Source organism: Pseudarthrobacter scleromae (assembly GCF_014644515.1).
In the GTDB taxonomy this organism is placed as follows: Bacteria; Actinomycetota; Actinomycetes; order Actinomycetales; family Micrococcaceae; genus Arthrobacter; species Arthrobacter scleromae.
Window position 1 is genome coordinate 60,581 of sequence record NZ_BMKV01000006.1, and the last position, 24,803, is coordinate 85,383.

The 24,803-nt window shown below is 66.5% G+C and carries 21 protein-coding genes, 1 tRNA gene and 1 other RNA gene; 14 read left to right on the forward strand and 9 right to left on the reverse strand.

Going from position 1 to position 24,803, the window contains the following annotated elements:
* Nucleotides 1-6 precede the first annotated feature (6 nt).
* Nucleotides 7-1,224, reverse strand: a complete 1,218-nt coding sequence (locus tag IEX33_RS15995; RefSeq protein WP_188731855.1) for an ROK family transcriptional regulator — start codon at nucleotides 1,222-1,224, stop codon at nucleotides 7-9.
* Nucleotides 1,225-1,357: 133 nt separating this feature from the next.
* On the opposite strand from IEX33_RS15995, the gene IEX33_RS16000 reads away from it, so the two are divergent.
* Genes IEX33_RS16000 through IEX33_RS16020 form a run of 5 tightly spaced genes read left to right on the forward strand, consistent with a single transcriptional unit; the run spans nucleotide 1,358 to nucleotide 6,003 of the window.
* Nucleotides 1,358-2,110 carry a sugar phosphate isomerase/epimerase family protein gene (locus IEX33_RS16000; RefSeq protein WP_188731856.1) on the forward strand — a complete coding sequence of 251 codons (753 nt, stop codon included), beginning with the start codon at nucleotides 1,358-1,360 and terminating at the stop codon, nucleotides 2,108-2,110.
* Nucleotides 2,107-3,237 carry a Gfo/Idh/MocA family protein gene (locus IEX33_RS16005; RefSeq protein ID WP_188731858.1) on the forward strand — a complete coding sequence of 377 codons (1,131 nt, stop codon included), beginning with the start codon at nucleotides 2,107-2,109 and terminating at the stop codon, nucleotides 3,235-3,237. Before IEX33_RS16000 ends, IEX33_RS16005 begins: the two co-directional genes overlap by 4 nt.
* Nucleotides 3,234-4,442 (forward strand): Gfo/Idh/MocA family protein, encoded by a 1,209-nt coding sequence (locus IEX33_RS16010; RefSeq protein WP_188731860.1) that lies wholly within the window; start codon nucleotides 3,234-3,236, stop codon nucleotides 4,440-4,442. Before IEX33_RS16005 ends, IEX33_RS16010 begins: the two co-directional genes overlap by 4 nt.
* Before the next feature lies 1 nt (nucleotide 4,443).
* A complete protein-coding gene (locus tag IEX33_RS16015) occupies nucleotides 4,444-5,439 on the forward strand; it encodes a sugar phosphate isomerase/epimerase family protein (RefSeq protein WP_188731861.1) in 996 nt (331 codons plus the stop codon).
* A gap of 33 nt (nucleotides 5,440-5,472) precedes the next feature.
* Nucleotides 5,473-6,003, forward strand: coding sequence for a GNAT family N-acetyltransferase (locus IEX33_RS16020; RefSeq protein WP_188731864.1), 531 nt, complete (start codon nucleotides 5,473-5,475; stop codon nucleotides 6,001-6,003).
* A gap of 19 nt (nucleotides 6,004-6,022) precedes the next feature.
* Here IEX33_RS16020 and IEX33_RS16025 read toward each other — a convergent pair whose 3' ends face one another.
* Nucleotides 6,023-8,176, reverse strand: coding sequence for an amylo-alpha-1,6-glucosidase (locus IEX33_RS16025; protein WP_188731865.1), 2,154 nt, complete (start codon nucleotides 8,174-8,176; stop codon nucleotides 6,023-6,025).
* A gap of 59 nt (nucleotides 8,177-8,235) precedes the next feature.
* Entirely contained in the window at nucleotides 8,236-9,297 is a 1,062-nt protein-coding gene (locus IEX33_RS16030) for a glycosyltransferase family 4 protein (protein ID WP_188731867.1), read from the reverse strand.
* 223 nt (nucleotides 9,298-9,520) lie between these two features.
* On the opposite strand from IEX33_RS16030, the gene IEX33_RS16035 reads away from it, so the two are divergent.
* Nucleotides 9,521-10,219 (forward strand): DsbA family oxidoreductase, encoded by a 699-nt coding sequence (locus tag IEX33_RS16035; RefSeq protein ID WP_188731869.1) that lies wholly within the window; start codon nucleotides 9,521-9,523, stop codon nucleotides 10,217-10,219.
* 57 nt (nucleotides 10,220-10,276) lie between these two features.
* A complete protein-coding gene (locus tag IEX33_RS16040; RefSeq protein WP_188731871.1) occupies nucleotides 10,277-10,927 on the forward strand; it encodes a TetR/AcrR family transcriptional regulator in 651 nt (216 codons plus the stop codon).
* Nucleotides 10,928-10,942: 15 nt separating this feature from the next.
* On the opposite strand, the gene IEX33_RS16045 is transcribed toward IEX33_RS16040, so the two are convergent.
* Both IEX33_RS16045 and IEX33_RS16050 read right to left on the reverse strand, forming a co-directional pair.
* Nucleotides 10,943-11,614, reverse strand: coding sequence for a LytR C-terminal domain-containing protein (locus IEX33_RS16045; RefSeq protein ID WP_188731873.1), 672 nt, complete (start codon nucleotides 11,612-11,614; stop codon nucleotides 10,943-10,945).
* Entirely contained in the window at nucleotides 11,607-11,906 is a 300-nt protein-coding gene (locus IEX33_RS16050; protein ID WP_102976783.1) for a type II toxin-antitoxin system VapB family antitoxin, read from the reverse strand. Before IEX33_RS16050 ends, IEX33_RS16045 begins: the two co-directional genes overlap by 8 nt.
* Nucleotides 11,907-12,058: 152 nt before the next feature.
* Between IEX33_RS16050 and IEX33_RS16055 the strand changes: the two genes are divergently transcribed.
* Together IEX33_RS16055 and IEX33_RS16060 are read left to right on the forward strand one after the other, a co-directional pair.
* Nucleotides 12,059-12,988, forward strand: a complete 930-nt coding sequence (locus IEX33_RS16055; RefSeq protein ID WP_188731875.1) for a Cof-type HAD-IIB family hydrolase — start codon at nucleotides 12,059-12,061, stop codon at nucleotides 12,986-12,988.
* Between the two features lie 59 nt (nucleotides 12,989-13,047).
* Nucleotides 13,048-14,685 (forward strand): stealth family protein, encoded by a 1,638-nt coding sequence (locus IEX33_RS16060; RefSeq protein WP_188731877.1) that lies wholly within the window; start codon nucleotides 13,048-13,050, stop codon nucleotides 14,683-14,685.
* Between the two features lie 52 nt (nucleotides 14,686-14,737).
* On the opposite strand, the gene IEX33_RS16065 is transcribed toward IEX33_RS16060, so the two are convergent.
* From IEX33_RS16065 to IEX33_RS19450, 3 genes are all read right to left on the reverse strand, one after another.
* The gene (locus tag IEX33_RS16065; RefSeq protein ID WP_188731879.1) at nucleotides 14,738-15,667 is read right to left on the reverse strand and encodes a phosphodiesterase; all 930 of its coding nucleotides are present in this window, start codon (nucleotides 15,665-15,667) and stop codon (nucleotides 14,738-14,740) included.
* A 165-nt stretch (nucleotides 15,668-15,832) separates the two neighbouring features.
* Nucleotides 15,833-16,318, reverse strand: a complete 486-nt coding sequence (locus IEX33_RS16070; RefSeq protein WP_268238421.1) for a glutathione peroxidase — start codon at nucleotides 16,316-16,318, stop codon at nucleotides 15,833-15,835.
* Between the two features lie 102 nt (nucleotides 16,319-16,420).
* A complete protein-coding gene (locus IEX33_RS19450) occupies nucleotides 16,421-18,124 on the reverse strand; it encodes a M23 family metallopeptidase (RefSeq protein WP_268238422.1) in 1,704 nt (567 codons plus the stop codon).
* 224 nt (nucleotides 18,125-18,348) lie between these two features.
* Here IEX33_RS19450 and IEX33_RS16080 point away from each other — a divergent pair, with 224 nt between their 5' ends.
* On the forward strand, nucleotides 18,349-19,269 hold the full coding sequence (locus IEX33_RS16080; RefSeq protein WP_188731884.1) for an oxygenase MpaB family protein: 921 nt from the start codon (nucleotides 18,349-18,351) through the stop codon (nucleotides 19,267-19,269).
* Between the two features lie 81 nt (nucleotides 19,270-19,350).
* On the opposite strand, the gene IEX33_RS16085 is transcribed toward IEX33_RS16080, so the two are convergent.
* Nucleotides 19,351-19,435 (reverse strand) — tRNA-Ser (locus tag IEX33_RS16085).
* A 338-nt stretch (nucleotides 19,436-19,773) separates the two neighbouring features.
* On the opposite strand from IEX33_RS16085, the gene IEX33_RS16090 reads away from it, so the two are divergent.
* The 4 genes from IEX33_RS16090 (at nucleotide 19,774) to recR (ending at nucleotide 24,619) form a co-directional block, all read left to right on the forward strand.
* The gene (locus IEX33_RS16090) at nucleotides 19,774-20,136 is read left to right on the forward strand and encodes a hypothetical protein (RefSeq protein ID WP_188731885.1); all 363 of its coding nucleotides are present in this window, start codon (nucleotides 19,774-19,776) and stop codon (nucleotides 20,134-20,136) included.
* Between the two features lie 7 nt (nucleotides 20,137-20,143).
* Nucleotides 20,144-20,240: signal recognition particle sRNA small type (gene ffs / locus IEX33_RS16095), an RNA gene on the forward strand.
* A gap of 21 nt (nucleotides 20,241-20,261) precedes the next feature.
* A complete protein-coding gene (locus IEX33_RS16100; RefSeq protein ID WP_188731887.1) occupies nucleotides 20,262-23,942 on the forward strand; it encodes a DNA polymerase III subunit gamma and tau in 3,681 nt (1,226 codons plus the stop codon).
* 77 nt (nucleotides 23,943-24,019) lie between these two features.
* Nucleotides 24,020-24,619, forward strand: a complete 600-nt coding sequence (gene recR, locus IEX33_RS16105) for a recombination mediator RecR (protein WP_066273645.1) — start codon at nucleotides 24,020-24,022, stop codon at nucleotides 24,617-24,619.
* Nucleotides 24,620-24,803: the final 184 nt, after the last annotated feature.

Here is a 24,803-nt window from a genome sequence, read left to right on the forward strand (position 1 = left end):
CGGTCTTCAGCCGGCCATGGCGTTTCCGGCAAGGGTTGCCTCGATAACCGCCGGAGAAAGGACATGCTGGGTCACCAGCTGGCTGGCGCCGAGGATGGCGGCCTTGTCCCCCGCGTGGGACAGCCCGATCCGGAGCTGCGATGTGGCAAGGGGCAGCGAGCGCCGGTAGACAACCTCCCGGACGCCGGCCACGAGGTGCTCACCCGAGTCTCCGATGCTTCCTCCGATCACGATGACCGACGGGTTCAGGAGGTTCACCACGGTGGCGAGCACATCGCCCACGTCCCGGCCTGCCTGGCGCAAGGCCTGGATTGCTTGCTGGTTTCCCTGGGCCACCAGGCTGACCACGTCCGCCCCCTTCGCCGCTTCCAGGCCCTCACTGCTCAAGGCTGCGGCAATGGCGGGGCCTGAGGCGAGGGCTTCGAGGCAGCCATGGTTTCCGCAGCGGCACAGGACGTCGTCCCCGCGGGGGACGCGGACGTGGCCGAGGTCTCCGGCCGTGCCGTTGGCGCCGCGCTGCAGCTCGCCGCTGCTGATGATGCCCGCGCCGATGCCGGTGGCCACTTTCACGAAGATGAAATTGTCCTGGTCCGGCCAGTGTGCGGTTCGTTCGCCCAGCGCCATGATGTTGACGTCGTTGTCCACCAGCACGGGGACTGGCAGCGAGCGCTGGACAAACCGGACCACATCGAACCCGTCCCAGCCGGGCATGATGGGCGGTTTTACGGGGCGGCCGGTATCATGCTCCACGGGTCCGGGCAGCCCGATCCCCACACCCGCCAGGTCCGCCACGCCCCGCGATGCCGACGCCAGTAATTTCGCCGCCTCGCGGACCACCAGCCCCAGGACCTTCTCCGGCCCGTCCGCCACCTGCTGGTCCACCCGCCGTTCAGCAAGCACAGATCCGCCCAGGTCCGTCACGGCGAGCGCCACGTGCGTGGCTCCGACGTCCACCGCAAGCACCACCCGGGCGGCCGGGTTGAAGGCAAAGCGCGACGGCGGCCTCCCGCCGCTGGAGGTTGCCTCACCTGCCGGGCCAACAAGTCCGGAAGAGATCAGGGCGTCAATCCGGGCGGCAACGGTTGACCTGGCCAGGCCTGTGGTGCCGGCCAGCTCGGCGCGGGTGCGGGCCCTGCCGTCCCGCAGCAGCTGGAAGATGTCGCCTGCGCGTCCCGGCAACGCCTGGGCTTCGGCGGGAGCCTGCCGGCCGGTGGTCTTGTTCATAGGACATGGATAGCAGATCTACTTATTTATGTCACGGCAGCAGCTTTTGCTTGACGTTCGGTAAAAGTACTCCTAGCTTTGCAGGTAGACCTGCATCACACTTGCCGGCACGGCCAAGCAACCAGGAGACACCTTGTCCTACTCAATTCAGCTCTACACCCTGCGCGACGCCATCCAGGCGGATCTGGAGGGAACCATCCGCAGGGTCGCGGACATCGGCTTTACCCAGGTGGAGCCCTACAACTTCGTGGCCACCGCAAAGGAACTGGGGGCCGCCCTGAAAGAGAATGGACTGACGGCACCGTCCGGCCACGCACCGCTGCTCAGCCAGGACCAGGACCAGATCTTCGCGGCGGCCAAAAGCCTGGGCATCACCACGGTGATCGACCCGTTCATCCCCGCCGACCGCTGGCAGACGGCAGAGGACATCCAGGCCACGGCAGCGGCATTGAATGAAGCCGCCAAGAAGGGTGCCGAATACGGCATCCGGGTTGGCTACCACAACCACCAATGGGAGCTGGAGTCCACCATCGAGGGCCGGACCGCCCTGGAGTACTTCGCTGGCCTGCTCGATCCGGAACTGGTCCTTGAAGTGGACACCTACTGGGTGGCTGTCGGCGGGCAGGACCCCGTGGACATCCTCGCCAAGCTCGGCGACCGGGTGAAGCTGATCCACATCAAGGACGGGCCCCTCACTACGGACACCAAGGCGCAGCAGCCTGCAGGCAAGGGCCGGGTCCCGGTCCTGGACGTGATCGCCGCCGCCACTTCCCTGGAGGTGGGCGTGGTGGAATTCGATGACTACGCCGGGGACATCTTCGAGGGCATCGCGGAGAGCCTTGCATTCCTCAATGCCGCCGCAAAGACCGAAGGAGCCCAGGCATGAGCATCCCCTCCACGGCCAAGGGCCCGGTTGGCGTCGGCGTCATCGGCGCGGGCAACATCAGCAAGCAGTACCTGGACAACCTCACCACGTTCCCTGACCTCAAGGTCCACGTCATCGCGGACCTCTTCGAGGAGGCCGCCGAGGCCCGGGCCAAGGAATACGGAATCGCCGAGTGGGGCGGGGTGGAGAAGGCACTGCACCATCCCGACGTCGAAATCATCGTCAACCTGACCATCCCCGCAGCGCACGTCGAGGTGGCCACCGCAGCCGTCAACGCCGGCAAGCACGTCTGGACGGAAAAGCCGTTCTCCCTGGACCGGGAGTCCGGGCTGGGCCTGCTCAAGACGGCGGACTCCGCAGGCATCCGCCTGGGCTGCGCCCCCGATACGTTCCTCGGCGCCGGCCTCCAGACCGCGCTGCGCCTCATCCAGCGCGGCGACATCGGCACCCCGCTGACGGCCATGACCACGTTCCAGACGCCCGGACCGGAGTCCTGGCACCCCAACCCGGCTTTCCTGTTCCAGTACGGTGCGGGCCCGCTGTTCGACATGGGCCCGTACTACCTCACCACCCTGGTGCAGGCTTTCGGCTCCATCCGCAAGGTGGCCGCCGTCGGTTCTAAATCCAAAGAAGTCCGCGTGATCGGTTCCGGCCCCAAGGCCGGCGAGGAATTCACGGTGGAAGTCCCCACCCACGTCTCAGCGATGGCCCAGTTCGAGAGCGGAGCATCCTCCCACAGCGTCTTCTCCTTCGAATCCCCCCGCCAGCGGATGGGCTTCGTGGAGATCACCGGGACGGAGGCCACCCTTTCCCTGCCAGATCCCAACAACTTCGACGGCGACGTCAGGCTCTGGCGCGCGGGCGACGAGGATTGGACCACCATCCCGGCCACGGGGCCTGCGAACGGCCGCGGCATGGGCGTCCTGGACATGGCGCGCTCGCTCCGCGCCGGCGTCCCGCACCGGGCAACCGGCGACCTGGCGTACCACGTGCTGGATGCGATGGTCTCCATCTCGGAGTCCATGGATTCAGGAACGTTCGTGGACGTGGCAAGCTCCGCTCCGGCGTCGGCACCCCTCCCCGAAGACTGGGCACCGGAAACCCTGACCCTGGGAGACTCCGCATGAGCCCGGACGCAGGCACCACCGCGCCGCTGGGCGTGGCCATGATCGGCTACGCGTTTATGGGCAAGGCACACTCCAACGCCTGGCGGAACGTGGCCAGCTACTTCGACGTCCCCGCGTTCGAGCAGAAGGTCCTGGTGGGCCGGGATGCCGAAGCCGTTGCGGAGGCCGCCGCCAAGTACGGGTGGGCAGAAACCGCCACGGACTGGCTGACTGTCCTGGACCGGGACGACATCCACATCATCGATGTCTGCGCACCCGGCTGGATGCACGCGGAAATCGCCATCGCCGCCCTGGATGCCGGCAAGCATGTGCTGCTGGAAAAGCCGCTGGCCAACACCTTGGCCGAGGCCGAAGCCATGACCGCTGCCGCCGGCGCCGCCAGGACCCGGGGCGTGCAGTCGATGGTCGGCTTCAACTACCGCAGGGTCCCGGCCCTCGCACTGGCGAAAGAACTCATCGCCGAGGGCAGGATCGGAACGGTCCGGCACGTCCGCGCCGCCTACCTGCAGGACTGGCTCGCGGATGACCAGGCGCCCATGACCTGGCGGCTGAAGAAGGAAACCGCGGGCTCCGGCGCGCTGGGCGACATCGCCTCCCACGCCATCGACCAGGTCCTGTTCCTGCTCGGTGACCACGTCACCGAAGTTTCGGGCCGGATGCACACCTTCGTGAACCGCCGCCCCGGCACGGGCGGTCCCGCAGGCGGGCTGGAGGACGTAACGGTCGACGACGCCGCCTGGGCAACGCTGTCCCTCGCCTCCGGGGCAATCGCCTCAGTGGAGGCATCCCGGGTGGCCACCGGCCGGAAGAACTCCCTCCAGCTCGAGGTTTTCGGCGACAAGGGAGCCCTCCGGTTCGACCTGGAAAACCTCAACGAACTCCAGTTCCTGGACGCCACCGCACCCGCCCGGGAGCAAGGGTTCCGTCGGATCGTTGTCACGGAGCCGGAGCACCCCTACTTGGATGCGTGGTGGCCGCAGGGCCACATCATCGGCTGGGAGCACACCTTCACGCACGAGGTCCGCGACTTCCTGCTGGCCGTCAGCTCCGGGACCGCGCCGTCGCCGTCGTTCGAGGACGGACTGGCAGTACAGCGCATCCTGGACGCGGTGGAGCAGTCCGCCGCGTCCAACAGCACCCTGGTCCAACTCTCCCCCGCCGCGACGCCGGCAGCCGGCACAGCCGGTACCACCGAAGGAGCCTGACATGCCCCGCCCGTTTACCCTGTTCACCGGCCAGTGGGCCGACCTGCCGCTCGAGGAAGTTGCCAGACTCGCCTCCGGCTGGGGCTACGACGGCCTGGAAATCGCCGTCTCCGGCGACCACCTGGACGCCTGGCGCTGGGACGAACCCGGCTACGTCGAGTCCAAGCTCGCCCTGCTGGAGAAGTACAACCTCAAAGTCGGGGCCATCTCCAACCACCTCAAGGGCCAGGCCGTCTGCGATGACCCCATCGACTTCCGCCACCAGGCCATCGTGGGGCCCAAGGTCTGGGGCGACGGCGACCCCGAAGGCGTCCGCCAGCGCGCCGCCGAGGAAATGCAGCACACCGCCCGGCTCGCCAAGGCACTCGGCGTGGACACTGTCGTCGGCTTCACCGGCTCCTCCATCTGGCAGTACGTCGCCATGTTCCCGCCCGTCCCCGAAAAGGTCATCGACGCCGGCTACCAGGACTTCGCCGACCGCTGGAACCCCATCCTGGACGTCTTCGACGAATGCGGCGTCCGGTTCGCCCACGAGGTCCACCCCTCCGAAATCGCCTACGACTACTGGACCACCGTCCGCACCCTCGAAGCGATCGGCCACCGCGAAGCGTTCGGCCTGAACTGGGACCCGTCGCACATGATGTGGCAGGGCATCGATCCCGTCTCCTTCATCTGGGACTTCAAGGACCGGATCTACCACGTGGACTGCAAGGACACCAAGGTCCGCCAGACAGGACGGAACACCGTCATGGGCTCCCACCTCCCCTGGGGCGACCCCCGCCGCGGCTGGGACTTCGTCTCCGCCGGACGCGGCGACGTCCCCTGGGAAGCGTCCTTCCGCGCGCTGTCCGCGATCGGCTACGACGGCCCCATCTCGGTCGAATGGGAAGACGCCGGCATGGACCGCCTCCACGGCGCCCCCGAAGCCCTCGCGGCGCTGAAGAAGTTCGACTTCCCGCCGTCGAACACCTCCTTCGACGCCGCCTTCAAGCAGTAATTCCAAGAGCCAGCAGGGACGTAAAATCCCTGCATGACCTCTTCCATCCGAAAGGCAGCAGCGGACGACGCCGGCGCGCTGGCTGCGCTGGCGGCTGTCACCTTTCCGCTGGCGTGCCCACCGTCGGCGTCACCTGATGACATCGCAGCGCACCTTGCGAACACGCTCAGTGAACGCCACTTTCAGGACTACCTGGCCGATCCGGACACCACCATTCTGGTGATCGACAGCGGCGGGCTGCGTGGCTACAGCCTGCTGGTGAACCGGCCGGCCGAAGACCCGGACGTCCTTTCGGCGCTGGGAATCGTTCCGTCAGTGGAGCTGAGCAAGTGCTACGTGCACCCGGAACACCACGGGCTCGGGGCCGCCGCCGAACTGATGCACGCCAGCCTCCAGGCGGCGGCGGAAGCCGGCGGCCGGGGCGTCTGGCTGGGAGTCAACAGCCAAAACGCCCGGGCCATCCGGTTTTATGAGAAGTCCGGGTTCCGCAAGGTGGGAACCAAGTCGTTCCGGCTGGGCAGCGCGGTTGAACACGACTTCGTGCTTGAGCGGGAGGTTCCCTGACTGGTCCGCACTGCTCCTCTCAGGCGCCCTGGGCCGGATAGACCTGGGGCGGGTAGGCCAGGGGCGGACGTGGCTCGGCGAGGAGTTTAAGGCCGGGCGGCAGCCCATCAATGCTGCCGCCCGTTCCGTGGGCCCTGATGGTGATTCGGGAGGTGTCCAGCAGGACGTTGGCGGCCTGGAAGTCGCCCAGGGCCTCCGGCAGGATGGGCGCGAGGTGCACCACTCCGCGGGTGAACACGGGGTCGAACCGGAGGAGCGCGCGGATCAGCTGCACCGGCGCCGCAGCAGCCCAGGCCTGCGGCGAGCATGCGGTTGGGTACGGCACAGGCGCTTGGAACTCGCCGCGGTCAAAGCCGCAGAAGAGTTCGGGCAGCCTGCCATCGAAATATTCGGCGGCGTCGAAGAGACCGGTGGCCAGCTGCCGGGCCTCCTCCACGAACCCGTACCGCATCAGCCCGGTGGCAACCAGGGCGGAATCATGGGGCCACACTGAACCGTTGTGGTAACTGACGGGGTTGTAGGCACCCATGTCGGAACCCAGGGTGCGGATCCCCCAGCCGGTAAACATCTGCGGCGACATCAGGTGCTCCACCACTGATGCCGCCTTATCCTCGTCCACGATGCCCATCCACAGGCAGTGGCCCATATTGGAAGTGCAGGCATCCACCGGGCGCTTGTCCTTATCCAAAGCCACGGCGAAATAGCCTTTGTCCGGCAGCCAGAACTTCTCGTTGAAAGCAGCCTTCAACTCCGCGGCGCGCGCCTCCCAGTGCTGTTCCAGGGCGCGGTCGCCGCTCCAGTGGGCCAGCAGGGACCGGCCCACGTAGGCGCCGTAGACGTAGGCCTGGACTTCGCAGAGGGCAATGGGCGCCTCAGCCATGGTGCCATCAGCGAAGTTGATGCCGTCCCAGGAGTCTTTCCACCCCTGGTTGACGAGCCCGTGGTCATTGGGCCGGATGTACTCCACGAACCCATCACCATCGCGGTCGCCGTAATGCTCGATCCACTCCAGTGCACGGTCCACATGGGGAAGCAATGGTTCAACGATGTCCCGTGAGAGGCCCCATCTGCTGAGTTCCCCCACGAGGGCCGCGAACAGCGGGGTTGCATCCGCGGTTCCGTAATAGGCTGTGCCCCCCAACGCCAGGCCTGCGGTGACGCCCAGCCGGACTTCGTGGGGGATGCGCCCCGGTTCCTCCTCTGAATCCTGGTCCACCTTCGTCCCCTGGAGACCGGCCAAAGTCTGCAGCGTCCCTGCCGCCAACGTGGGATCAACCATGAGGCTCATGTAGGAGGCCAGGATGGAGTCACGCCCGAACAGAGCCATGAACCAGGGTGCGCCGGCCGCCACAGCTGCACGCTCGGGGTGGTGCGGATCAAAAATGCGGAGTGAACCCAGGTCGCTCTGGCTGCGGTTCAGGACATTCTGCAGGTTGGCGTCCGCAACGGTGATCACCGGGACCTTCTGCTCCCAGTTGCGGTGCCGGCGGACGCCTTCCCGGTGGTGTGGGAGCCCGTCCTCGGAGAAGGCTCCGGCCGGAGCCTCGCCGTTGATGAGGGGAACCACGATGACGCTGGTGGCCCACTTGCCGCGGGCCGGGACAGTCACATGGAAGCGGAGCCCGTCTGTAGTTACGTCGGCACCGCGGGCGCGGACAGCCGTGCCGCGCCGCTGCCCGTTGCGGGCGCTTTCGATCACAAGCTGGCCGTCGCGGACGGTGCGGACAGAGTCCGGTTGCCGGGAGCTCCGCCCCACCTTGACATCAAAGAGGTCGGACTGGTCTGCGTCCACAAAAAGCTCGACCTCGCACTCCACAGGCTCCGCCGAGTAGTTTTCCAGCGTGATGTCATCCTGCAGGCCAGGGCCGACGTGGCGGTGCTGCCGCACCACCAGGGGGCCATCGAACTGGCGTCGGGACCCTTTTGCCCTGCCGACGAACACAGCTTCGAAGGGTTTGGGCCGCTGCGCGCCCAAAGGCTCGCGGAGGGAGCCATTGATTCTCAGGATCCAGTGGGACACAATGCGCGTGTCCTGGAAAAAGGCTCCGTAGGTACCGCTGTCAGCGCTGATGTCCCCCGTCCCGGAAGAAATGCAAAATGAGGACCCCTCCACCACCGTGACCGAACCTGACTCTGAGGCAGCGGCTTCGGTGTCGGCGTTCCATGCAGTCATGAAGGGGCTCCTTCGGTTAGGGGCGGGCTCCTGCCGGGGATCCGAAGACCGCCCGCCCCTTAAAGATTCTGGTGCAAGCCGGCGGCATGCGGAACCCCTGCGGGCATCTTGCCCCCAAGGAGATCCCCGAACAGCCGCAAGTAATCGTTCACCATGCGTTCTTCACTGAACCGTTGCTCCACCGTCCGCCGGCACAGCGCGCGGTCCAGACCTGCTGCCTTATGGACAACGCCGGCCAGCTGGTCGGTGGACCCCAGGAATCCGGTCCGCCCGTGATCGATGATTTCGGGCGCTGAGCCTGCTGGGGTGCCGATGACCGGCGTGCCGGTGGCCAGTGCCTCGATCATGACCAGGCCGAATGGTTCGGGCCACTGAATCGGGTTCAGGAACGCGATTGCCTCCCCCATCAGCCGGTACTTCGCCGCGTCATCCATTTCCCCCACAAAGTCTTCGTTCGGCCCCAGGATGGGTTCGATGACGTCGCGGAAATAGGTGACCTCATCCTGCTCGCGCACTTTGACCGCGATCCTCAGCGGTATTCCTGCCTCCCGGGCGATCCTGACGGCCTCCAACAGCCCCTTGTCCCGGGAAGCCCTCCCTACGAAGCACAGGTACCCCCCGCTGCCGGACCCTACAGGCACCGAGGCGATATCCATCCCATGATGGATCACCCGGGTCACGGGCACGTCCGGAGCGTGCGAAGCCTGGTCACGGGAAATCGCAATCACCGCGGCCTTGCGGGCAATGGCACCGTAGATGTCAGCCGCGCCGGCGTCGAGCCTGCAATGGATCGTCGTGACCACAGGGACCCCCTCTGGCCTGTGCAGGTACAAGGGTCCGGCCAGTGTGTGGTCATGGATGATGTCCACACCACCCATTCCCGCATAGGCGCGGGCTACCTGGCTGAGTTCGGAGAGTGTCCGGTTCAGCTGGTGCGGGACCGAGGTCCTCATGCCAGGGGCCAGGGGCACCGGGCAGGAGCTGTCCGACGGCGCCGCCAGCAACACCTCGTGTCCGGCAGCGGCAAAGCCCCTGGCCAGGCTGTCCACAACCCGCTCCGTTCCGCCGTACGTAGATGGTGGAACCGGTATCCAGGGTCCGGCAACGAGTCCTATCCGCATCCCTGACCTCCAGGAAAAATGACAGGCCGGGCTCCCCAGTGGGCCGGGCGCCTCCGCGGAACCTGGCCAGGCCCGCGGCGCTGTTGGAGTGCTACACCCCGAGGGCGTCTGCATAACCCACAATCTGACTATTGCCCACGAACTGTTCGGGGACAAGGCCTACTGAGAGGTATCTAACACGGGGCCAAGGAATGACCGCAGCCTCGGCGGGGTTGTTGGGACCATGAAGATTGAAATCTGGTCCGACGTCGCGTGCCCGTGGTGCTACATCGGCAAGCGCCGCTTTGAAGCCGCCCTGGCAGCGTTTCCGCACCGGGATGCGGTGGAGGTGACCTGGCGGAGCTACCAGCTCGACCCCGCCCTTCCTGGGCACTACGACGGAACTGAACTGGACTACCTCAGCACCCGCAAGGGCATGCCGCCGCAGCAGGTTTCACAGATGTTCGATCATGTAGCCCGGGAGGCCAGCGGGGAAGGGCTGAACTACCGCTTCGATTCCGTGGTTGTGGCCAACAGCTTCACGGCACACCGCCTGATCCACCTCGCTGCCGCGCACGACAAGCAGGACGCCGCCAAGGAGCGCCTGCTCAGTGACCACTTCGAGCATGGCAAGGACATCGGCAACCGCGAGTACCTGACGTCACTGGCGGTGGGCCTGGGCATCGGCCAGGCCGAGGCGGACGAGCTGTTCACCACGGACAAGTACGCGGATGACGTCCGATTCGACGTCGAAGAGGGGCGGTCCCTGGGTATCAGCGGTGTCCCGTTCTTTGTCATCGACCGGAAGTTCGGCCTCTCCGGGGCCCAGCCTACGGAAACGTTCTCGGCAGCCCTGGACCAGGCATGGCAGGACGCCAACCCGCTGGTGCTGGTCAATTCCGCGGAGGGCGGAGCCTGCGGGCCGGACGGCTGCCCCGCCTAAAAGAGCGCCCAGGAAAAGGTCAGGGCGTTTACTGACACATCGAGGTAAAGTGTCTGTATGCCCAGGATTTCAGCGGCCAGCAACGCCGAGCAGCGAGCGGACACCCAGCGCCGCATCCTCACCGCCTTCGGCGAACTCCTCTTTTCCCATGGCCTGCCCGGCCTGACCATGACGGACGTGGCCCGGCATGCGGGCGTGGGCCGGACTGCCGTGTACAACTACTACGCGGACATCGAGGAACTGCTGATCTCCTACGCCCTGGATGAGACCGAGAAGTTCCTCTCGGAACTGCGGGACTCCCTGGGCCAGCTGGACAACCCCGTGGACCGGCTCGCCCTGTACGTCCGCGCCCAGGTGGTCGACCTCAGCCGCCGCCACCTGCCGCCGGGACCCGCCATGGGAGCCGTGCTGTCGCCGTCGTCCTTTGCCAAACTCGCTGACCACGTTGGCGAGCTCAGCGTGCTGCTGCAGGGCATCCTGCGGGACGGAATGGAGCAGGGCTACCTGCCGGCGGCCGACATCAACCAGCAGGCGCAGCTCATCCTGGGCACATTGTCTTCCAGCGCGGCCAGGGGCAGCGACGAGCCAGCCGAGCTGGAAGCGCGCGTGGCAAGGACCGTCCGCTTCATCCAGCTGGGTGCCGGCGCCAGGTTCGACGACGACGGCCGCCCCATCCGGGTAAGTCCCCTCCCGGCTGTGGCCGGCTGACGTGCACGCGGAAAGTCACGGGGTGGGCGCCGCCGACGGGAAGACCGGCCATTTGTCGTCGTCCGCGATGCGGCGGCTTTCGCGCGGACAGCTGAGGCTTCCCGGCGTCTGGTCAACCAGGTCCGGCGGCGTGAGCGCCGCGTAGTCCTGGGCAAGGATCACGTCCACGCTCCCGTCCGTCCTGCTGTCCTGGAAGTAGTCCGAGCCCGGCAGGTTCCGCTGGACACTGAACGCTGCAGACTGCCCGGCCGCTCCCGAAATCACGGCAGCGGCGCCGCGGTAGCCGGCGTCAACGTTGGACACGGCGCCCACCACGAACTTCCGGGCCAGGAACTCGTCCGCCACTGAACGTGCCAGCCCGGGCCGGCTGGTGGAGTTGTACACGTTCAGGTTGATCTGGTCGTTCGGGGTGTAGTCGAACGTTGCTGCCGGGCAGGTGGAGACGGATTCTTCCGCGGGCGCCGCTGCGGGGATCTTCAGCTGCCCGTTGATGATCGCCAACGCCGTGATGATGGCCGCTGCGATGAGGCCCACAAGCAGGACCAGGACAACCCCGTGCAGCACGCGCCGGCGCACGCGGGCTGTTTCGTCGGCCTGGGCTGCCCCAAAAGTGGCACGCAGTTCCGGGCCGGTGACGACGTGGTGGCCGTGGAGGACGCTGACGTCCTGCTGCTTCTTCCTAGCCATCTATCACCAGGACACGGGCGTGGATTGCGGTGCGCTGGTGCAGGGCGGTGCGGACGGCACGGTGCAGCCCGTCCTCCAGGTAGAGGGTTCCCTGGTACTGCACCACGTGCGGGAACAGGTCACCGAAAAAGGTGGAATCTTCAGCCAGCAGCGCTTCCAGGTCAAGGGTGCGCTTGGTGGTCACCAGCTCGTCCAGCCGGACCGGACGCGGCGGGAGCGACGCCCACTCCTTGGGCGTCGTATAACCATGGTCGGGGTAAGGGCGGCCCTCGCCCACAGCTTTAAATATCACCTTGCCACACTAGGCATCCTGCGCCCCCAGCGAAAGTACCCGGCGGTTCCTCCTGCAGGTTGTGGCCAAACAGTGACCATGGGCGGTCTGCAGCCACCGCCGGTACAGGCTGCCGTGGGCGCTGCGGAAGGTTCAGCTGACAGAATGGAGGCATGACAGCCTCCGAGTCCCCTGCCGTGTCCGCACCCGGAATCCACGCGCCTGCCATGCCGCCGCTGGCACTCCTGCTCGATGTGGACGGGCCGGTGGCAAGCCCGGTGACGCGGGACGTGAAGCGGGAGATCATCGATGACCTGGTGGCCCTCGCGGCTGCGGGGATTCCCGTTGTCTTCAACACAGGGCGTTCCGACGCCTTCATCCGGGAACAGGTGATGGAGCCCATGATCGCCGCCGGAATCCCGGCAGGGACTATCATCCACGCCATCTGCGAAAAAGGCGCCGTGTGGTTCAGCTACACCGCAGCCGGACCCGGCCCCATCCACGTGGACCGGGAGCTCGCCGTGCCCGCAGCTTACGGGGACGACATCCGGCGGATGGTGGCGGAGGACTATGCCGGGCACATGTTCTTTGATGAGACCAAGCGCGCCATGGTGTCGGTGGAGCAGCACATCGAGGTACCCAACGCCGATTACCTCGCAGAGCAGAAACTCTTCGACGCCGATGCCATGGAACTGATGGCCCGGCACGGGCTTGGCGTGGTCCGGTTGGACCACCACGCCCCCAATTCCGACGACGAGGTGGACTACCGGGTGGACCCCACCATCATCTCCACGGACATCGAGTCGGTGCGGCTTGGGAAGGACCTGGGCGCCAGCCGGGCAGTGGAACTGCTCGCCGCGCAGGGCATCACCCCCGCCGCCTGGCGGACAGTGGGCGATTCGCGCACCGACTATGCCATGGCCGACTGGCTCCACCACAACGACCACGCGGTTAAGCACGTGGACGTCCGCCCGGCCGACGGCATCCCGGAGAAACCGTACCCGGTCCTGACGGCCGGGGACCTGGGGCTTGAGGCGTCCGTTATCCACGACGACGCCGGCGGGGCTTTCCTGCGCAGCTGGCGGGAGGCGCTGGGCGCCTAAGCCGGTTCCCCGGCCCCGGGAACCTGCCCGAAACCTGCTGTTTAGGCCGCCCGGCTATCATGCAGGTAGGAACGCTTACTTTGACGAGCACGGAGACGACCATTACAGAAGCACCGGTTCAAGACGAGGTCTACTACGGAGGACAGGCATCCGTAGAGGAACAATTCCACGCGGAGATCACTTCCCCCGAAGCTGAGCAGCGGCTTAACCCCCGCCCTGATGTCATCACGCATAAGGGCCGCATCGCGCTGATCAACCAGACCAGGACCCCCTACCAGGCCATGGTGGAGGACCTCCTGTTCGTGCGCAACGTGCTGGCCAACGCTGACCTTGCGTACCTGCTGGTCAGGGGCAACAACGATCGGCCGGTCATTGCCCTGGACTGGAAGGACCGGAAGAAGCTGCGGGCGGCCCTGGTGGAAGCCTGCCGGGACGAGCCGTTCTACTCCATGACGGTGGATGCCAAGAAGAAGACCTCGCTGCTGGTTGCGGACGGCGAGCTTTCCACCAACCGGCAGGCGCGCATCTTCCGCCTGTACCGGCCCCGTGTGGAACCCAACGGCGGCTTCGAGTTCGGCTCATCAGCGGGTGTGCAGATTGAGCTGTGGTCCTTCAAGGCCAATGAGATCATCCTGCCGATCGAGAACTCCCTCACGCGCAGGACCCTGCTCCGCCAGGATGCCGTCCGCGGCACCGTGGAGCGGTACGGCCACACCTGGCCCACCATCGAGAACATGTTCGCCGACCACGCCAGCGACATCAGCTTCGACATCGACCTGGTGTTCTCCTGGGTGGACGGGAGCTCCCCCGAGTACATTGCCGCCCGGCGTGCCCAGCAGAAGGACGTTGTCCTGGGCGAGGGCGACGACCACGAGGCCCGTTTCCGGCAAATCAACGAACTCAAATACGCACTCCGGTCCGTGTACATGTTCGCCCCGTGGATCCGCCGCATCTTCATCGCCACGGACTCACCGGCTCCTGAGTGGCTGGCGGACCATCCCTCGGTGACCATTGTCCGCAGTGACGAGTTCTTCTCGGACCCCTCGGTGCTTCCCACGCATAATTCGCAGGCAGTGGAGTGCCAACTCCACAACATCGAAGGACTCTCGGAGCACTTCCTGTATTCGAACGACGACATGTTCTTCGGCCGGCCGGTCAGCCCGGACCTGTTTTTCACGCCCGGCGGCATCACCAAGTTCGTCGAGGCGGAAACCCGGATCGGCCTGGGTGAGAACGCCGTTGAGCGGAGCGGGTTCGAGAACGCAGCCCGCGTTAACCGCAAGCTGCTGTGGAACCGGTTCGGGCGGATCACCACCCGCCACCTGGAGCACTGTGCGGCACCGCTGCGCCGCAGCGTGGTGTCAAAGATGGAGCGCGAGTTCCCGGAAGAGTTCCGGAAGACGGCTGCCAGCCGTTTCCGGGCGGCGGACAACATCTCCGTCACCAACTCGTTCTACCACTACTACGCACTGCTCACCGGCCGGGCGGTAACCCAGACGGCGGCGAAGGTCCGCTACATCGACACCACCATGAAATCGGGGCTGAAGTACCTGCCCAAGCTCCTGGCCAAGCGGAACATGGACTTCTTCTGCCTGAACGACGGCAGTTTCCCGGAAGTGCCGGCCGACGAGCGCGCTGCACTGGTCACCGATTTCCTGGACAAGTACTTCCCCATCAAGGCGCCCTGGGAAAAATAGGGCTTAAAACAAAGGTCCGTGCCGCTGGCGGCACGGACCTTTGTTTATGCTCCTAGCGGCTGGTGGGCTGCCCGAGCTTCGCGTTGCTCCGCTGCTTGGCGCTTTCCGGAATCCGGACCCCGGCGGCGTCCAGGCGCCGCTTTGTCTCTTCCGGGGAGACGTACTCGCCCACCGTCGTCGAACGTCCCATGGGAACCACCGAGTGCACGATTGTGTGCTCGTAGACGTGGACCAGGTTGAAGGACTGGCCGCCGTCCTGCCCCCTGGTGCCCCCGATGGGGACGTTCAGGTCCTGGGTGTAGCAGCTGGCTGAGGCCACGGATACGGGGATACCGGCAAAGCTCGCCGTCGTCGAGTAATGCAGATGGCCGGCAAGGATGGTGCGGACATCCGAGTTCCGGACCACAGCCTCCAGCGAGGCCTGGTCCCGCAGCTCCACCAGGACCGAAAGATCCAGGACTGACGGAACGGGCGGGTGGTGCAGCGCCAGGATGGTGCCGTCGGGGGCCGGAGTGTCCAGTTGCCGTGTAAGCCACTCAAGCTGGGAGGTGCTCAGTTCACCGTGGTGGTATCCGGGCACGGTGGTGTCCATTGTGATGACGCGGAGCCCGTTGATGAAGTAGCTCTTGTCCACGGGCCCGTCATCGGCGGGCTCATCCAGCAGGCCCGTCCTGAAGTTGGCACGGTTGTCGTGGTTGCCCATCGCCCAAATGACCTTGGCCCCGAGCTCCTCGCAGGCTGGGTCAACGATGGCCCGGAGCTTGACGTAGGCCTCGGGATCGCCCTTGTCGGCAAGGTCCCCCGTGAAGATGACGGCCTCGGGCCGCGCACCGGAGGCCTTGACCTCTTCGAAGAGCTGAATGAGCCGGGCTTCGCTGTCAACGACGCCGTAAAGGGGGTCCGGACCTCCCATCAAGTGGGGATCGCTCAGGTGGAGAAGGAAGTGGCGTGGCCGGGGATGTTCGGCCTCGATGTGCTCCATTGCTGCCTCTGTGGTCGGTGGGAAACGGCGCTTCCCTTGTACCCTTCAGTAAGGTTTATCCAATCAGACATTTGGCAAACTTTGGGTAAATCGCCGTGGCTGATGTGGAAAAAGTTGAAAGAACTGCGCTTTTGCGTGGCTGCGTTCGGCGCAGCGGCGCATTTTTTATCCGAGGGCGTTCTCGACGGCGTCGATCACCTCCGCCGAGTCAGGTTCCACTGTGGGCGCAAAGCGTCCCACCACGTCCCCTTCCCGGCTGACAAGGAACTTCTCGAAGTTCCACTTCACTATCCCGGGCAACAGTCCTGTCTTGAACTTGGTGAGCTCCGTGTACAGCGGGTGCTGGCCCCTGCCGCGGACGTCCGCCTTCACGGTCAGAGGGAATGTCACCCCGAAGTTCCGCTGGCAGAACTCGGCGATCTCGCTGTCACTGCCAGGTTCCTGCCCGGCGAACTGGTTGCACGGGACGCCGAGGATCTCGAACCCGCGGTCCCTGAACTTTTCGTAGAGCGTCTCCAGGCCGGCGTACTGGGGCGTGAACCCACAGTTGGAGGCTACGTTCACCACCATCACCACTTTTCCCTTGAACATGCCGAAGTCAGTGGCGGTGCCGTCGTTCAGGGTCAATGTGATCGGGTACAGGGATGTCACAGGTTGCGTCCTCGGAAAGTTGTTCATGCCTGGAATTCGTTACCGGCGAACCACTGTACTGGTCCGGGCTTGGAGTTTCCTGGGTGAACTTCCGGCTGGATCTCAGGGTTCCGGGGTCGCGTACGTGCCTGTTGGCAGCGGCTCTGGCTCTGTGGGCTCAATCGGTGCCGGAATCGGCTCGGCTGAAAAGGTCGCAGTGGGCGCCGGTGCGGGCTCAATCGGTGCAGGCTGAACCGGCGTGGGTGCGGGCTCAATCGGCGGAGGCTGAACCGGCGCGGGTGCGGGCTCAACCGGCGGAGGCTGAACCGGCGTGGGTGCGGGCTCAACCGGCGCGGGCTGAACCGGCGTGGGTGCGGGCTCAACCGGCGCAGGCGGGGGTTCAACCGGCACAGGCACCACGGGCTCCGGCTCAACCGGTGAAGGCGGTGGCTCAACCGGTGTCGGTGTTCCCGTTCCCGGATCCGTCGGGGTCGGTGTCCCCGGATCCGTCGGCGTCGGCGTACCCGTCTCCGACGGCGTCGGCGTTGGCGTACCCGTCTCCGACGGCGTCGGCGTTGGCGTACCCGTCTCCGACGGCGTTGGCGTACCCGTCTCCGACGGCGTTGGCGTACCCGTCTCCGACGGCGTCGGTGTTGGCGTACCCGTCCCAGTCTCAGTCGGGGACGGCGTCGGCGTACCCGTCCCAGTCTCAGTCGGGGACGGCGTCGGCGTGCCTGTCCCAGTCTCAGTCGCGGACGGCGTCGGCGTTCCATACCCGGCCCACGCAGTCGGCGACGGCGCTCCGGAGTCCGCGGGCCTCAGGGTCGACAGCCAGGATGCTGGCCCCGAAGGAGACCCAGCCGCCGTCGTCGGCGCCTTGACCCAGCGGGGAGCCGGAGGAGGCTCCTTGCCCTGGCCCACCGGGATGGTCCAGCGTATGGGCCCGGTGGACGGCGCGTCGGTGCCCGGCAGGTATGACCGCAGGTCAGCCGGTCCGCCGCCGAAAGCCCGGACCGGGATCAGGCGCCACTTCTGGGGGCTCACGTGGTGCCCGTCGAGGATTGTTTCGAAGTGCAGGTGGCATCCCGTCGACCATCCGGTGGAGCCCACCCGCGCAATGGCTTCCCCGGCGTTGACGGAATCACCGCTGCGGACGGCGATGGACTCCAGGTGGTTGTAGGTGGTGATAAGCCCGTTGCCGTGGTCAATCTCAACCCGGTTGCCGCCGCCCCAGGGATGCCAGCCCGCGGCGCGCACCTTTCCCGAGTCAGCCGCGTAGACCTGGGTGCCGCAGGGAGCTGCATAGTCCTGTCCAAGGTGGAAATCGCCCGCTGTTCCGGACAGCGGACTTACCCGGAGTCCGAACGGCGACGAGGGGGCCAACTGCTTGAGGGGAGCCATAAGGTACCCCGCCGGCGGCCTGCCCACCCCTGTCAGCTCCACGGCCAGGGAAGACGCGGTCTCCTCTCCGTGGCCACTTACCAGCGGACGCGGGAAGGCGATGTCAACATCTGGGTCGCTCAGGATGGCCGCGGTCAGGGGGCCGGCAACAAGGCCGTCCAACGTCGGGGCGCCCGTCTCCGCGCTGCCGTGCCGGTCTGAACTGGTGCCGGTGCTGGAGCCAGCCGGGATCCCCACGGCACCCATGCCTGCGCCGGGACGGATAACGGAGGCCGCAACGGTTCCTGCTTCAGGTGCGGGACCGGAAGGGTTCACGGCCCAGACGGCCATGGCCAGCACCCCGCTGGCCGCCACAGCTCGCACAGCGGGCAGGCACAACCCTTTGGGGCTTGTGGCGTCCTTCCCGGATACCGCGTGATTGCCCATGAGACTGACTCCAGGACGTGACTGGCCGCCCCTGTCTTGACGGTATCTCCCATGGGAACATACGGGCCGGGACCCTGGGAACCCTGCAGCGGGACACTGCGGTTTTTTTGTGGATGACCGCTGTCGGGTTGCTGCCACAGGGTAGTCCGATCACGAACCTGGACAGCCCAGGTTGTGCTTACGATTAGCCCAAGAGCGGGGTTTGCCGCAGGAGGGCGTGCGTAATGAAGAACATCCTAAGTCCCATCAAGAAACGCCTTGTCCACACGTTCAGCAACGGCTCCGAGGGCGTTCCGCAGTGGCAGCTGGATCTCGCGAAGGGGGACGACCTTGGCTACCACCTGCCCGGTTCCGCGGTGTGGGCGGTGCATGGTTCCATGTCGCCCATCGTCGCCGGGATCCGCACACTGCTGATGCAGTCCCTCCACCCCGGAGCTCTTGCCGGCGTCCACGAACATTCAAACTTCCGCGAGGATCCGCTGGGCAGGCTGGCAAACACTATCCGCTGGATCTTCACGGTGACATACGGTTCCACCGAAGCCGCTGAGAACGCCTCACGCCGGGTGCGACGCCTGCACGAGGCAGTCCAGGGCAGTTACAGCGACAACCTCGGAACGCAGCGCGGCTACAGTGCCAATGACCCGGAACTGGCCAGCTGGATCCACCTTGCTTTCACGGACGCGTTCCTGACAGCCCACAAAATCTGGGGCGGCGCCATACCCGGCGGCCCCGACGCCTATGTCCGCGAGTGGGCCCAGGCGGGCCGACTGATGGGAGTGGAGGACCCGCCGCTGAGCGAGGCCGAGATGCACAGGCAACTGGACCGCTGGTACCAGAGCGGTGAGCTCCGCGTCGACAGCCGGGTAGCGGAGACGGTGGAGTTCATCCGCAACCCGCCTTTGAACCGGGTGCTCCGGCCGGGCTACCGGATCCTGTTTGCCGGTGCGGTGTACAGCCTGGAGCCAAGGTACCGCCAGATGCTCGGACTAACTGTTCCACGGCTGGGTCCCGTGACGCTGCCGGTGAGGCTCGCAACCAAGCTGGTTCTCGGCGTCGTACGCCTGGCGTTGGGGCGGAGGGGCCCCAGCGAACTGGCCGCCAGGGAGCGCCTTCGCCGGCTGGGCGTGCCGGGCGCTGACGCGTGACCGGCGTCCGCGCCTCCGCCACAAAACTGACAAACGAAAGAACCCGGCTCCGGCGGATGCCGAAGCCGGGTTCTTAACCGGCGGAGAATGGGGGATTTGAACCCCCGAGGGCGTTAACCCAACACGCGTTCCAGGCGTGCGCCATAGGCCGCTAGGCGAATTCTCCAGCTGCTTCTGAATCAAAAGCAGATACTAGATTACCTGATCTTTTCCGCATCGCCCAATTGGCCCCAGGGTGCGCGGCCGGAGGTACAGCCGAAGGCGCTGCCGGCCGGGCGGCTTCACGCCTGCGCGGATGCTCTTTAACCACGAAATGGACGCCCCCAACGCGTCCATTCCCCGGACACCGTTGAGCTGCCGGGTCCGGCCCCGTTCAGCCAGGCCACACAGCTCACAACCTTGAGATTGCCCCAATCGGTGTATATATCCATGATCAAGGGCGCCGGCGGGATAAGCAACGGTTTTCGTCCACCACCCCCCGCCCGGTTCCGGCAGGATAAAGCCATGAACGAGCTCCACGCACTGGTGATCTACGTCCCCCGTACTCACACTGAGGCGCTCCTCGCAGCAATCGGCGATGCCGGAGCAGGCAGGATCGGCAAGTACTCGCACTGTTCCTTCGTCACGGCGGGGACAGGCCGCTTTACTCCCCTGGAGGGCGCGGAGCCGTACCTGGGACGGGTTGGCATGCCGGAAGAAGCCGCCGAGGACAGGATCGAATGCGTGGTTGAAGAGCCTATGCTGCAAGGCGTCATCGACGCCGTGCGGGCAACGCATCCGTATGAGGAGCCTGCCTTCATGAGCTGGCCGGTGGAAGGCTGGCGCCGGACGGGCGGCCGATTCGAGTCGGGCAGCAAGTTCGGGTAAAGTGTCTGACGGCCCCTCATGTGGCGTCATCCTGTTGAACTCCCCCAGGACCGGAAGGTAGCAAGGGTAAATGGGCTCTGGCGGGTGCATGGGGGGTCTTTACTATTCCCCCACAGGGCGGCAGGATGTCGGCCCGGATTGGTAGGGTTTTCTCTGTGACAGTTACTACCGCCCTCTACCGCAGGTACCGTCCGGACTCCTTTGCAGACGTTATCGGGCAGGAACACGTCACCGAGCCGTTGATGACCGCTTTACGGAAAAACCGGGTCAACCACGCCTATCTTTTCTCGGGGCCAAGGGGCTGCGGCAAAACCACCTCCGCACGGATCCTGGCGCGCTGCCTCAACTGCGCCCAGGGCCCCACTGACACCCCTTGCGGGACGTGCCCCAGCTGCGTTGAGCTTGCCCGCGGCGGCTCAGGCTCCCTGGATGTCATCGAGATCGACGCCGCAAGCCACGGTGGCGTGGACGATGCCCGGGACCTCCGCGAGCGCGCTACCTACGCCCCGGTGCGCGACCGCTACAAGATCTTCATCATTGACGAGGCCCACATGGTCACGTCAGCCGGCTTCAACGCCCTGCTGAAGATCGTTGAAGAACCACCGGAACACATCAAGTTCATCTTTGCCACCACGGAACCGGACAAGGTCATCGGGACCATCCGCTCCCGCACCCACCACTACCCTTTCCGGCTGGTGCCGCCGGAGCCGCTGATGGCCTACCTTGAGCTGCTGTGCAACCAGGAGAACGTTCCGGTGGCCCCGGGCGTCCTGTCACTGGTGATCCGCGCCGGCGGCGGTTCCGTCCGCGACTCGCTTTCTGTCCTGGACCAGCTGATGGCCGGTGCAGGCCCGAACGGCCTGGACTACGAACTTGCCGTCGCCCTCCTGGGCTACACCCACGCTTCGCTGCTCGATGACGTGGTTGAAGCCGTGGCCGCATCCGATGCCGCCACCGTTTTCCGGGCCGTGGACCGGGTCATCCAAACCGGCCACGATCCCCGCCGCTTCGTGGAGGACCTGCTGGAGCGGTTCCGGGACCTCATCATTGTCCAGGCCATGCCGGAAAGCGCCCAGACCATACTTCGCGGCATGCCCGCGGACCAGATTGCCCGGCTGAAGAACCAGGCCCACAACCTGGGTGCCGCCGAGCTGTCGCGGGCCGCAGACGTCACCAACACGGCACTGACCGAGATGACCGGTGCCACCTCCCCGCGGCTGCACCTCGAGCTGCTGTGCGCCAGGATCCTGCTGCCCAGCTCCGAGCAGAACGAGCGCGGCATGGCCGCACGGATAGACCGTGTGGAACGCCGGCTGAACTACGCCGGGAACGACGTCGGTGCTCCCGCCGCCCCAGGTTCGCCCCGCACCGCGGCGGACGATTCCCCCACGCCTCAAGCGGGGGCACTTCCGGCCCCCGCCCAGGCAGCAGTACCCGTTTCTCCTGCCGGTCCGGCAGCGGCTGGGGGTTCTGGTGGCGGACAAGCTTCTCCGGCAGCGGATGGGGCTTCTGGCGCGCCTGCTGCCCCGCAATCGCCTTCAGTGTCCGCCGCTTCGAGCACGCCTGCGGGCACGTCGGCGGCTTCGCCCTCGACGCCGGTTCCTGCTTCGGCGTCGGCCACTCCGCCAGTTTCGGCAGCATCAGCCGCTCCGGCAACGCATGCTGCCGGCCCGGCAGAGGATGCCTCCTCCCCCGCTGGCGCACTCCGCGGCCCGCTGACCGCACCGCGTGTCAGCACCGATGACTGGCCCGTAGAGGATCCGGCGCGGAACATTTCATCATCCACCCCTCCGGCTGGCCGCGGCGCCGATGTGCCCCGCGCCAGCACGTCGCAGCAACCGTCCGCTGCGCCCGGTCAGGCACAGGGCGGCAATCCCGGGGCAGCCCCGGGCCCGGTCCAGGGTGCACTGCAGGAGCCTGCGGCCCGGCCGGCGCCGGTTTCCGGGCCACAGCCCTCCCCTGCCCCTGCCCCGCAGGATAGGCCTGCCCCGGTGGCTGCCGCAGCGGCTGGGCCCATGGGCGATGTGGAGGTCTTGCGCCGTGCCTGGCCGGATGTCCTGCAAACGCTGTCCAAAATCAAGCGCAGCACGTGGGCGCTCGTCGAACCCAACGCCCAGGTTGCCGCGTTCGACGGCCACCTCCTGACCCTGGCCTTCACCACGCCCGGGCTTGCCGGCGCCTTCGGCCGGGCAGACCATTCAGAGAATTTGCGGCAGGCCATCCACAAAACCGTGGGCATCGACTGCCAGATCACTGCGTCGGCCGGCGGCGGCGCGCAGGCGAGCTCTGACCCAAACCCAAAAGTGCCCGCCACCCGGGTGGCCCAGGCAACGTCGGCTGACGTCGCCTGGGGCCTGGCCCCTGCGCCCGCATCGTCACCCGACGACTCAGTCCGGCAGCCGGAGACCCCAGGCCGCCCCAGTGCTGTGAGCCCGCGGGGCGGTTCGCCAGGTCCGGATGGCGCGAACAGCGCGGCCCCGCAGACCCCTCTGCGGAACGCGCAACAAGAGCCCACGGGCGGCGCGGCTGCGGGGGACAACGCCGGCAGCACCGGCGGAGCCGCACCGGAGCCCGCTGCGGCTCAGGCGGCCGTCCCGGCGAACCCTGTCAACCAGGTTGCGGAGAGCGGAACCGCGCAGTCCGCCCCCCGGCAGGCGCCCGGACACGTCCCCGCGCCCGCAAACGCCTCCCCCGTTCCGGTTCCTGCCGCCCCGGCAGGCGACTACTCCTACTCTGACGACGACTGGGGACCAGCCAGGGACGAGGACGCTCCCCCGCTGGACGAAGAACCTCCCATGGACTGGGACCCTTCCGCCCAGTCCCGGCCGCTGGCGCCATCCGCCGGCACCGGTTCGAGCAGCACCAGTTCAAGCAGCATCAGTTCAAGTAATGCGGTCTCAGGCAATTCAGGAACGGGTGGCGCTTCAAGCAGGGCCGGTTCCTCACTGATCGGCTCTGCTCCGGTCGGCTCCGCCGCCGGTACCACCGCCCACAGCGACGGCCAGCCTGGCGCTGACCCGGCGTCGGCCGCCGGAAGTCCCCACGATCCTTGGACCCGCGCAGTCGAACAGGCACCCGGAGTCTGGGTGGTCGGCGAGGAAAGCAACGTGGGCAAGAGTGCCTCCGCGGAAGGACCCCAAGAGGCACCAGAGCCGCCTGCTCCAACGCCGCACTACGAACCTGCTGCCGCCCAGGTGCCGCCCTCCATCCCGGTCACCAAGGCCGGCTCCAGCCCAGGACCGGACTGGGGCCTGGCGCCTGCTGCCCCTTCTCCCGGCAACGGACAGCACGGAACCGACGAATACGCACAGGCGCCTTCATCACCGGAGCATGTGCGCGCGCCCGAGTACGCCATGGCATCAGCCGCCTCCGCTGCCGAACCCCCCTCCGCGCACGCTGCTCAAGCCCCCACGGCACCATCTCCAGCAGTACCGTCTCTACCGGCGTCCTCCCCGGCGCCAGCGTCCCCGGCGGCTTCGGTGACCACTGCTGCTGCTGCGCCGGCTGCTCCTGCGAAGGCGGCCCCGGCAAACTCTCCGCAGGCTTCTTCTGCTGCCGCAGCAGAAGCACGGCAGAGCCTGTACCAGCGCTTGTCCAACAGCCCCGAAGCAGAGGCCGGGCGTGCCAAGGCCCCAGCCAGGGCGGTTGCAGCTGCTGCCACCTACGTCCAGGACATCCCCAGCGCCGACGATGAGACGATCGAAGAGTCCGGAGTGTTCGGACGCGCCGCCGTGGAGCGTATTCTGGGCGGGAAGCTAATTGAGGAGCGTTCCCCGGACGGAAGCCCCATCGCGCCGCGGTACTGACCGCGGCCTCGGCGAGCCGGGGCGCATCTGCAAGTCATTGCTTTACCCGCAAACCACACCAAGCTGAAGAGGGAAACGTGTACGAAGGTGCTGTCCAGGAGCTGATCGACGAGCTCGGACGCCTTCCGGGGGTGGGCCCCAAGTCCGCCCAACGGCTCGCGTTCCACATCCTTGAGGCGGACCCGCAGGACATGAAGCGGCTGGTTGAGGCGATCACCACCGTCAAGGAACGGGTCAAGTTCTGCTCGGTGTGCGGCAACGTCACCGAGCAGGAACTCTGCAATATTTGCCGGGATCCCCGCCGGGATCCGGCCGTGATCTGCGTGGTGGAGGAATCAAAGGATGTGCTGGCCGTGGAGCGGACACGGTCGTTCCGGGGCCGCTACCACGTGCTGGGCGGCGCCATCAATCCCATCGCAGGTGTCGGACCCGAGCAGCTCCGGATCCGCGAGCTGCTGACCCGGCTTAACGACGGCGCCATCCAGGAAGTCATCATCGCCACGGACCCCAATCTTGAGGGCGAGGCCACCGCCACGTACCTGGCACGCATGTTGAAGACGATCGGGATCACGGTGACCCGCCTCGCCTCCGGGCTCCCGGTGGGCGGAGACCTGGAATACGCGGACGAGGTCACTCTGGGACGCGCCTTCGAGGGCCGCCGCAACGCCCTGACCTGACCGGGCGCCACCTGACACGGCGCATCCCGGGCCTGAAAATGGTCACAATTCAACCCCGGGCTGCGGGCGGCGATAAACTGGAGGAAGAAGTCGCGCCATCGATGGCGTTAGTTCCCAGCGTCAGGGCCAGCACAGCGTTACGGCTGTCTGGCCGGACTCCAATTTATCCAGTGAAGGTACGCGC

Excerpts from the sequence above, each read along its gene's own strand:
- IEX33_RS15995 (WP_188731855.1), bottom strand. The coding sequence starts at position 1,224 with ATGAACAAGACCACCGGCCGGCAGGCTCCCGCCGAAGCCCAGGCGTTG.
- IEX33_RS16090 (WP_188731885.1), top strand. The coding sequence starts at position 19,774 with ATGAACGAGCTCCACGCACTGGTGATCTACGTCCCCCGTACTCACACT.
- IEX33_RS16010 (WP_188731860.1), top strand. The coding sequence starts at position 3,234 with ATGAGCCCGGACGCAGGCACCACCGCGCCGCTGGGCGTGGCCATGATC.
- IEX33_RS16030 (WP_188731867.1), bottom strand. The coding sequence starts at position 9,297 with ATGCGGATAGGACTCGTTGCCGGACCCTGGATACCGGTTCCACCATCT.
- IEX33_RS16060 (WP_188731877.1), top strand. The coding sequence starts at position 13,048 with ATGCAGGTAGGAACGCTTACTTTGACGAGCACGGAGACGACCATTACA.
- IEX33_RS16020 (WP_188731864.1), top strand. The coding sequence starts at position 5,473 with ATGACCTCTTCCATCCGAAAGGCAGCAGCGGACGACGCCGGCGCGCTG.
- IEX33_RS16065 (WP_188731879.1), bottom strand. The coding sequence starts at position 15,667 with ATGGAGCACATCGAGGCCGAACATCCCCGGCCACGCCACTTCCTTCTC.
- IEX33_RS16100 (WP_188731887.1), top strand. The coding sequence starts at position 20,262 with ATGTCGGCCCGGATTGGTAGGGTTTTCTCTGTGACAGTTACTACCGCC.
- IEX33_RS16040 (WP_188731871.1), top strand. The coding sequence starts at position 10,277 with ATGCCCAGGATTTCAGCGGCCAGCAACGCCGAGCAGCGAGCGGACACC.
- IEX33_RS16080 (WP_188731884.1), top strand. The coding sequence starts at position 18,349 with ATGAAGAACATCCTAAGTCCCATCAAGAAACGCCTTGTCCACACGTTC.
- IEX33_RS16055 (WP_188731875.1), top strand. The coding sequence starts at position 12,059 with ATGACAGCCTCCGAGTCCCCTGCCGTGTCCGCACCCGGAATCCACGCG.
- IEX33_RS16045 (WP_188731873.1), bottom strand. The coding sequence starts at position 11,614 with ATGGCTAGGAAGAAGCAGCAGGACGTCAGCGTCCTCCACGGCCACCAC.
- IEX33_RS16035 (WP_188731869.1), top strand. The coding sequence starts at position 9,521 with ATGAAGATTGAAATCTGGTCCGACGTCGCGTGCCCGTGGTGCTACATC.
- IEX33_RS16015 (WP_188731861.1), top strand. The coding sequence starts at position 4,444 with ATGCCCCGCCCGTTTACCCTGTTCACCGGCCAGTGGGCCGACCTGCCG.
- IEX33_RS16025 (WP_188731865.1), bottom strand. The coding sequence starts at position 8,176 with ATGACTGCATGGAACGCCGACACCGAAGCCGCTGCCTCAGAGTCAGGT.
- IEX33_RS16005 (WP_188731858.1), top strand. The coding sequence starts at position 2,107 with ATGAGCATCCCCTCCACGGCCAAGGGCCCGGTTGGCGTCGGCGTCATC.
- IEX33_RS19450 (WP_268238422.1), bottom strand. The coding sequence starts at position 18,124 with ATGGGCAATCACGCGGTATCCGGGAAGGACGCCACAAGCCCCAAAGGG.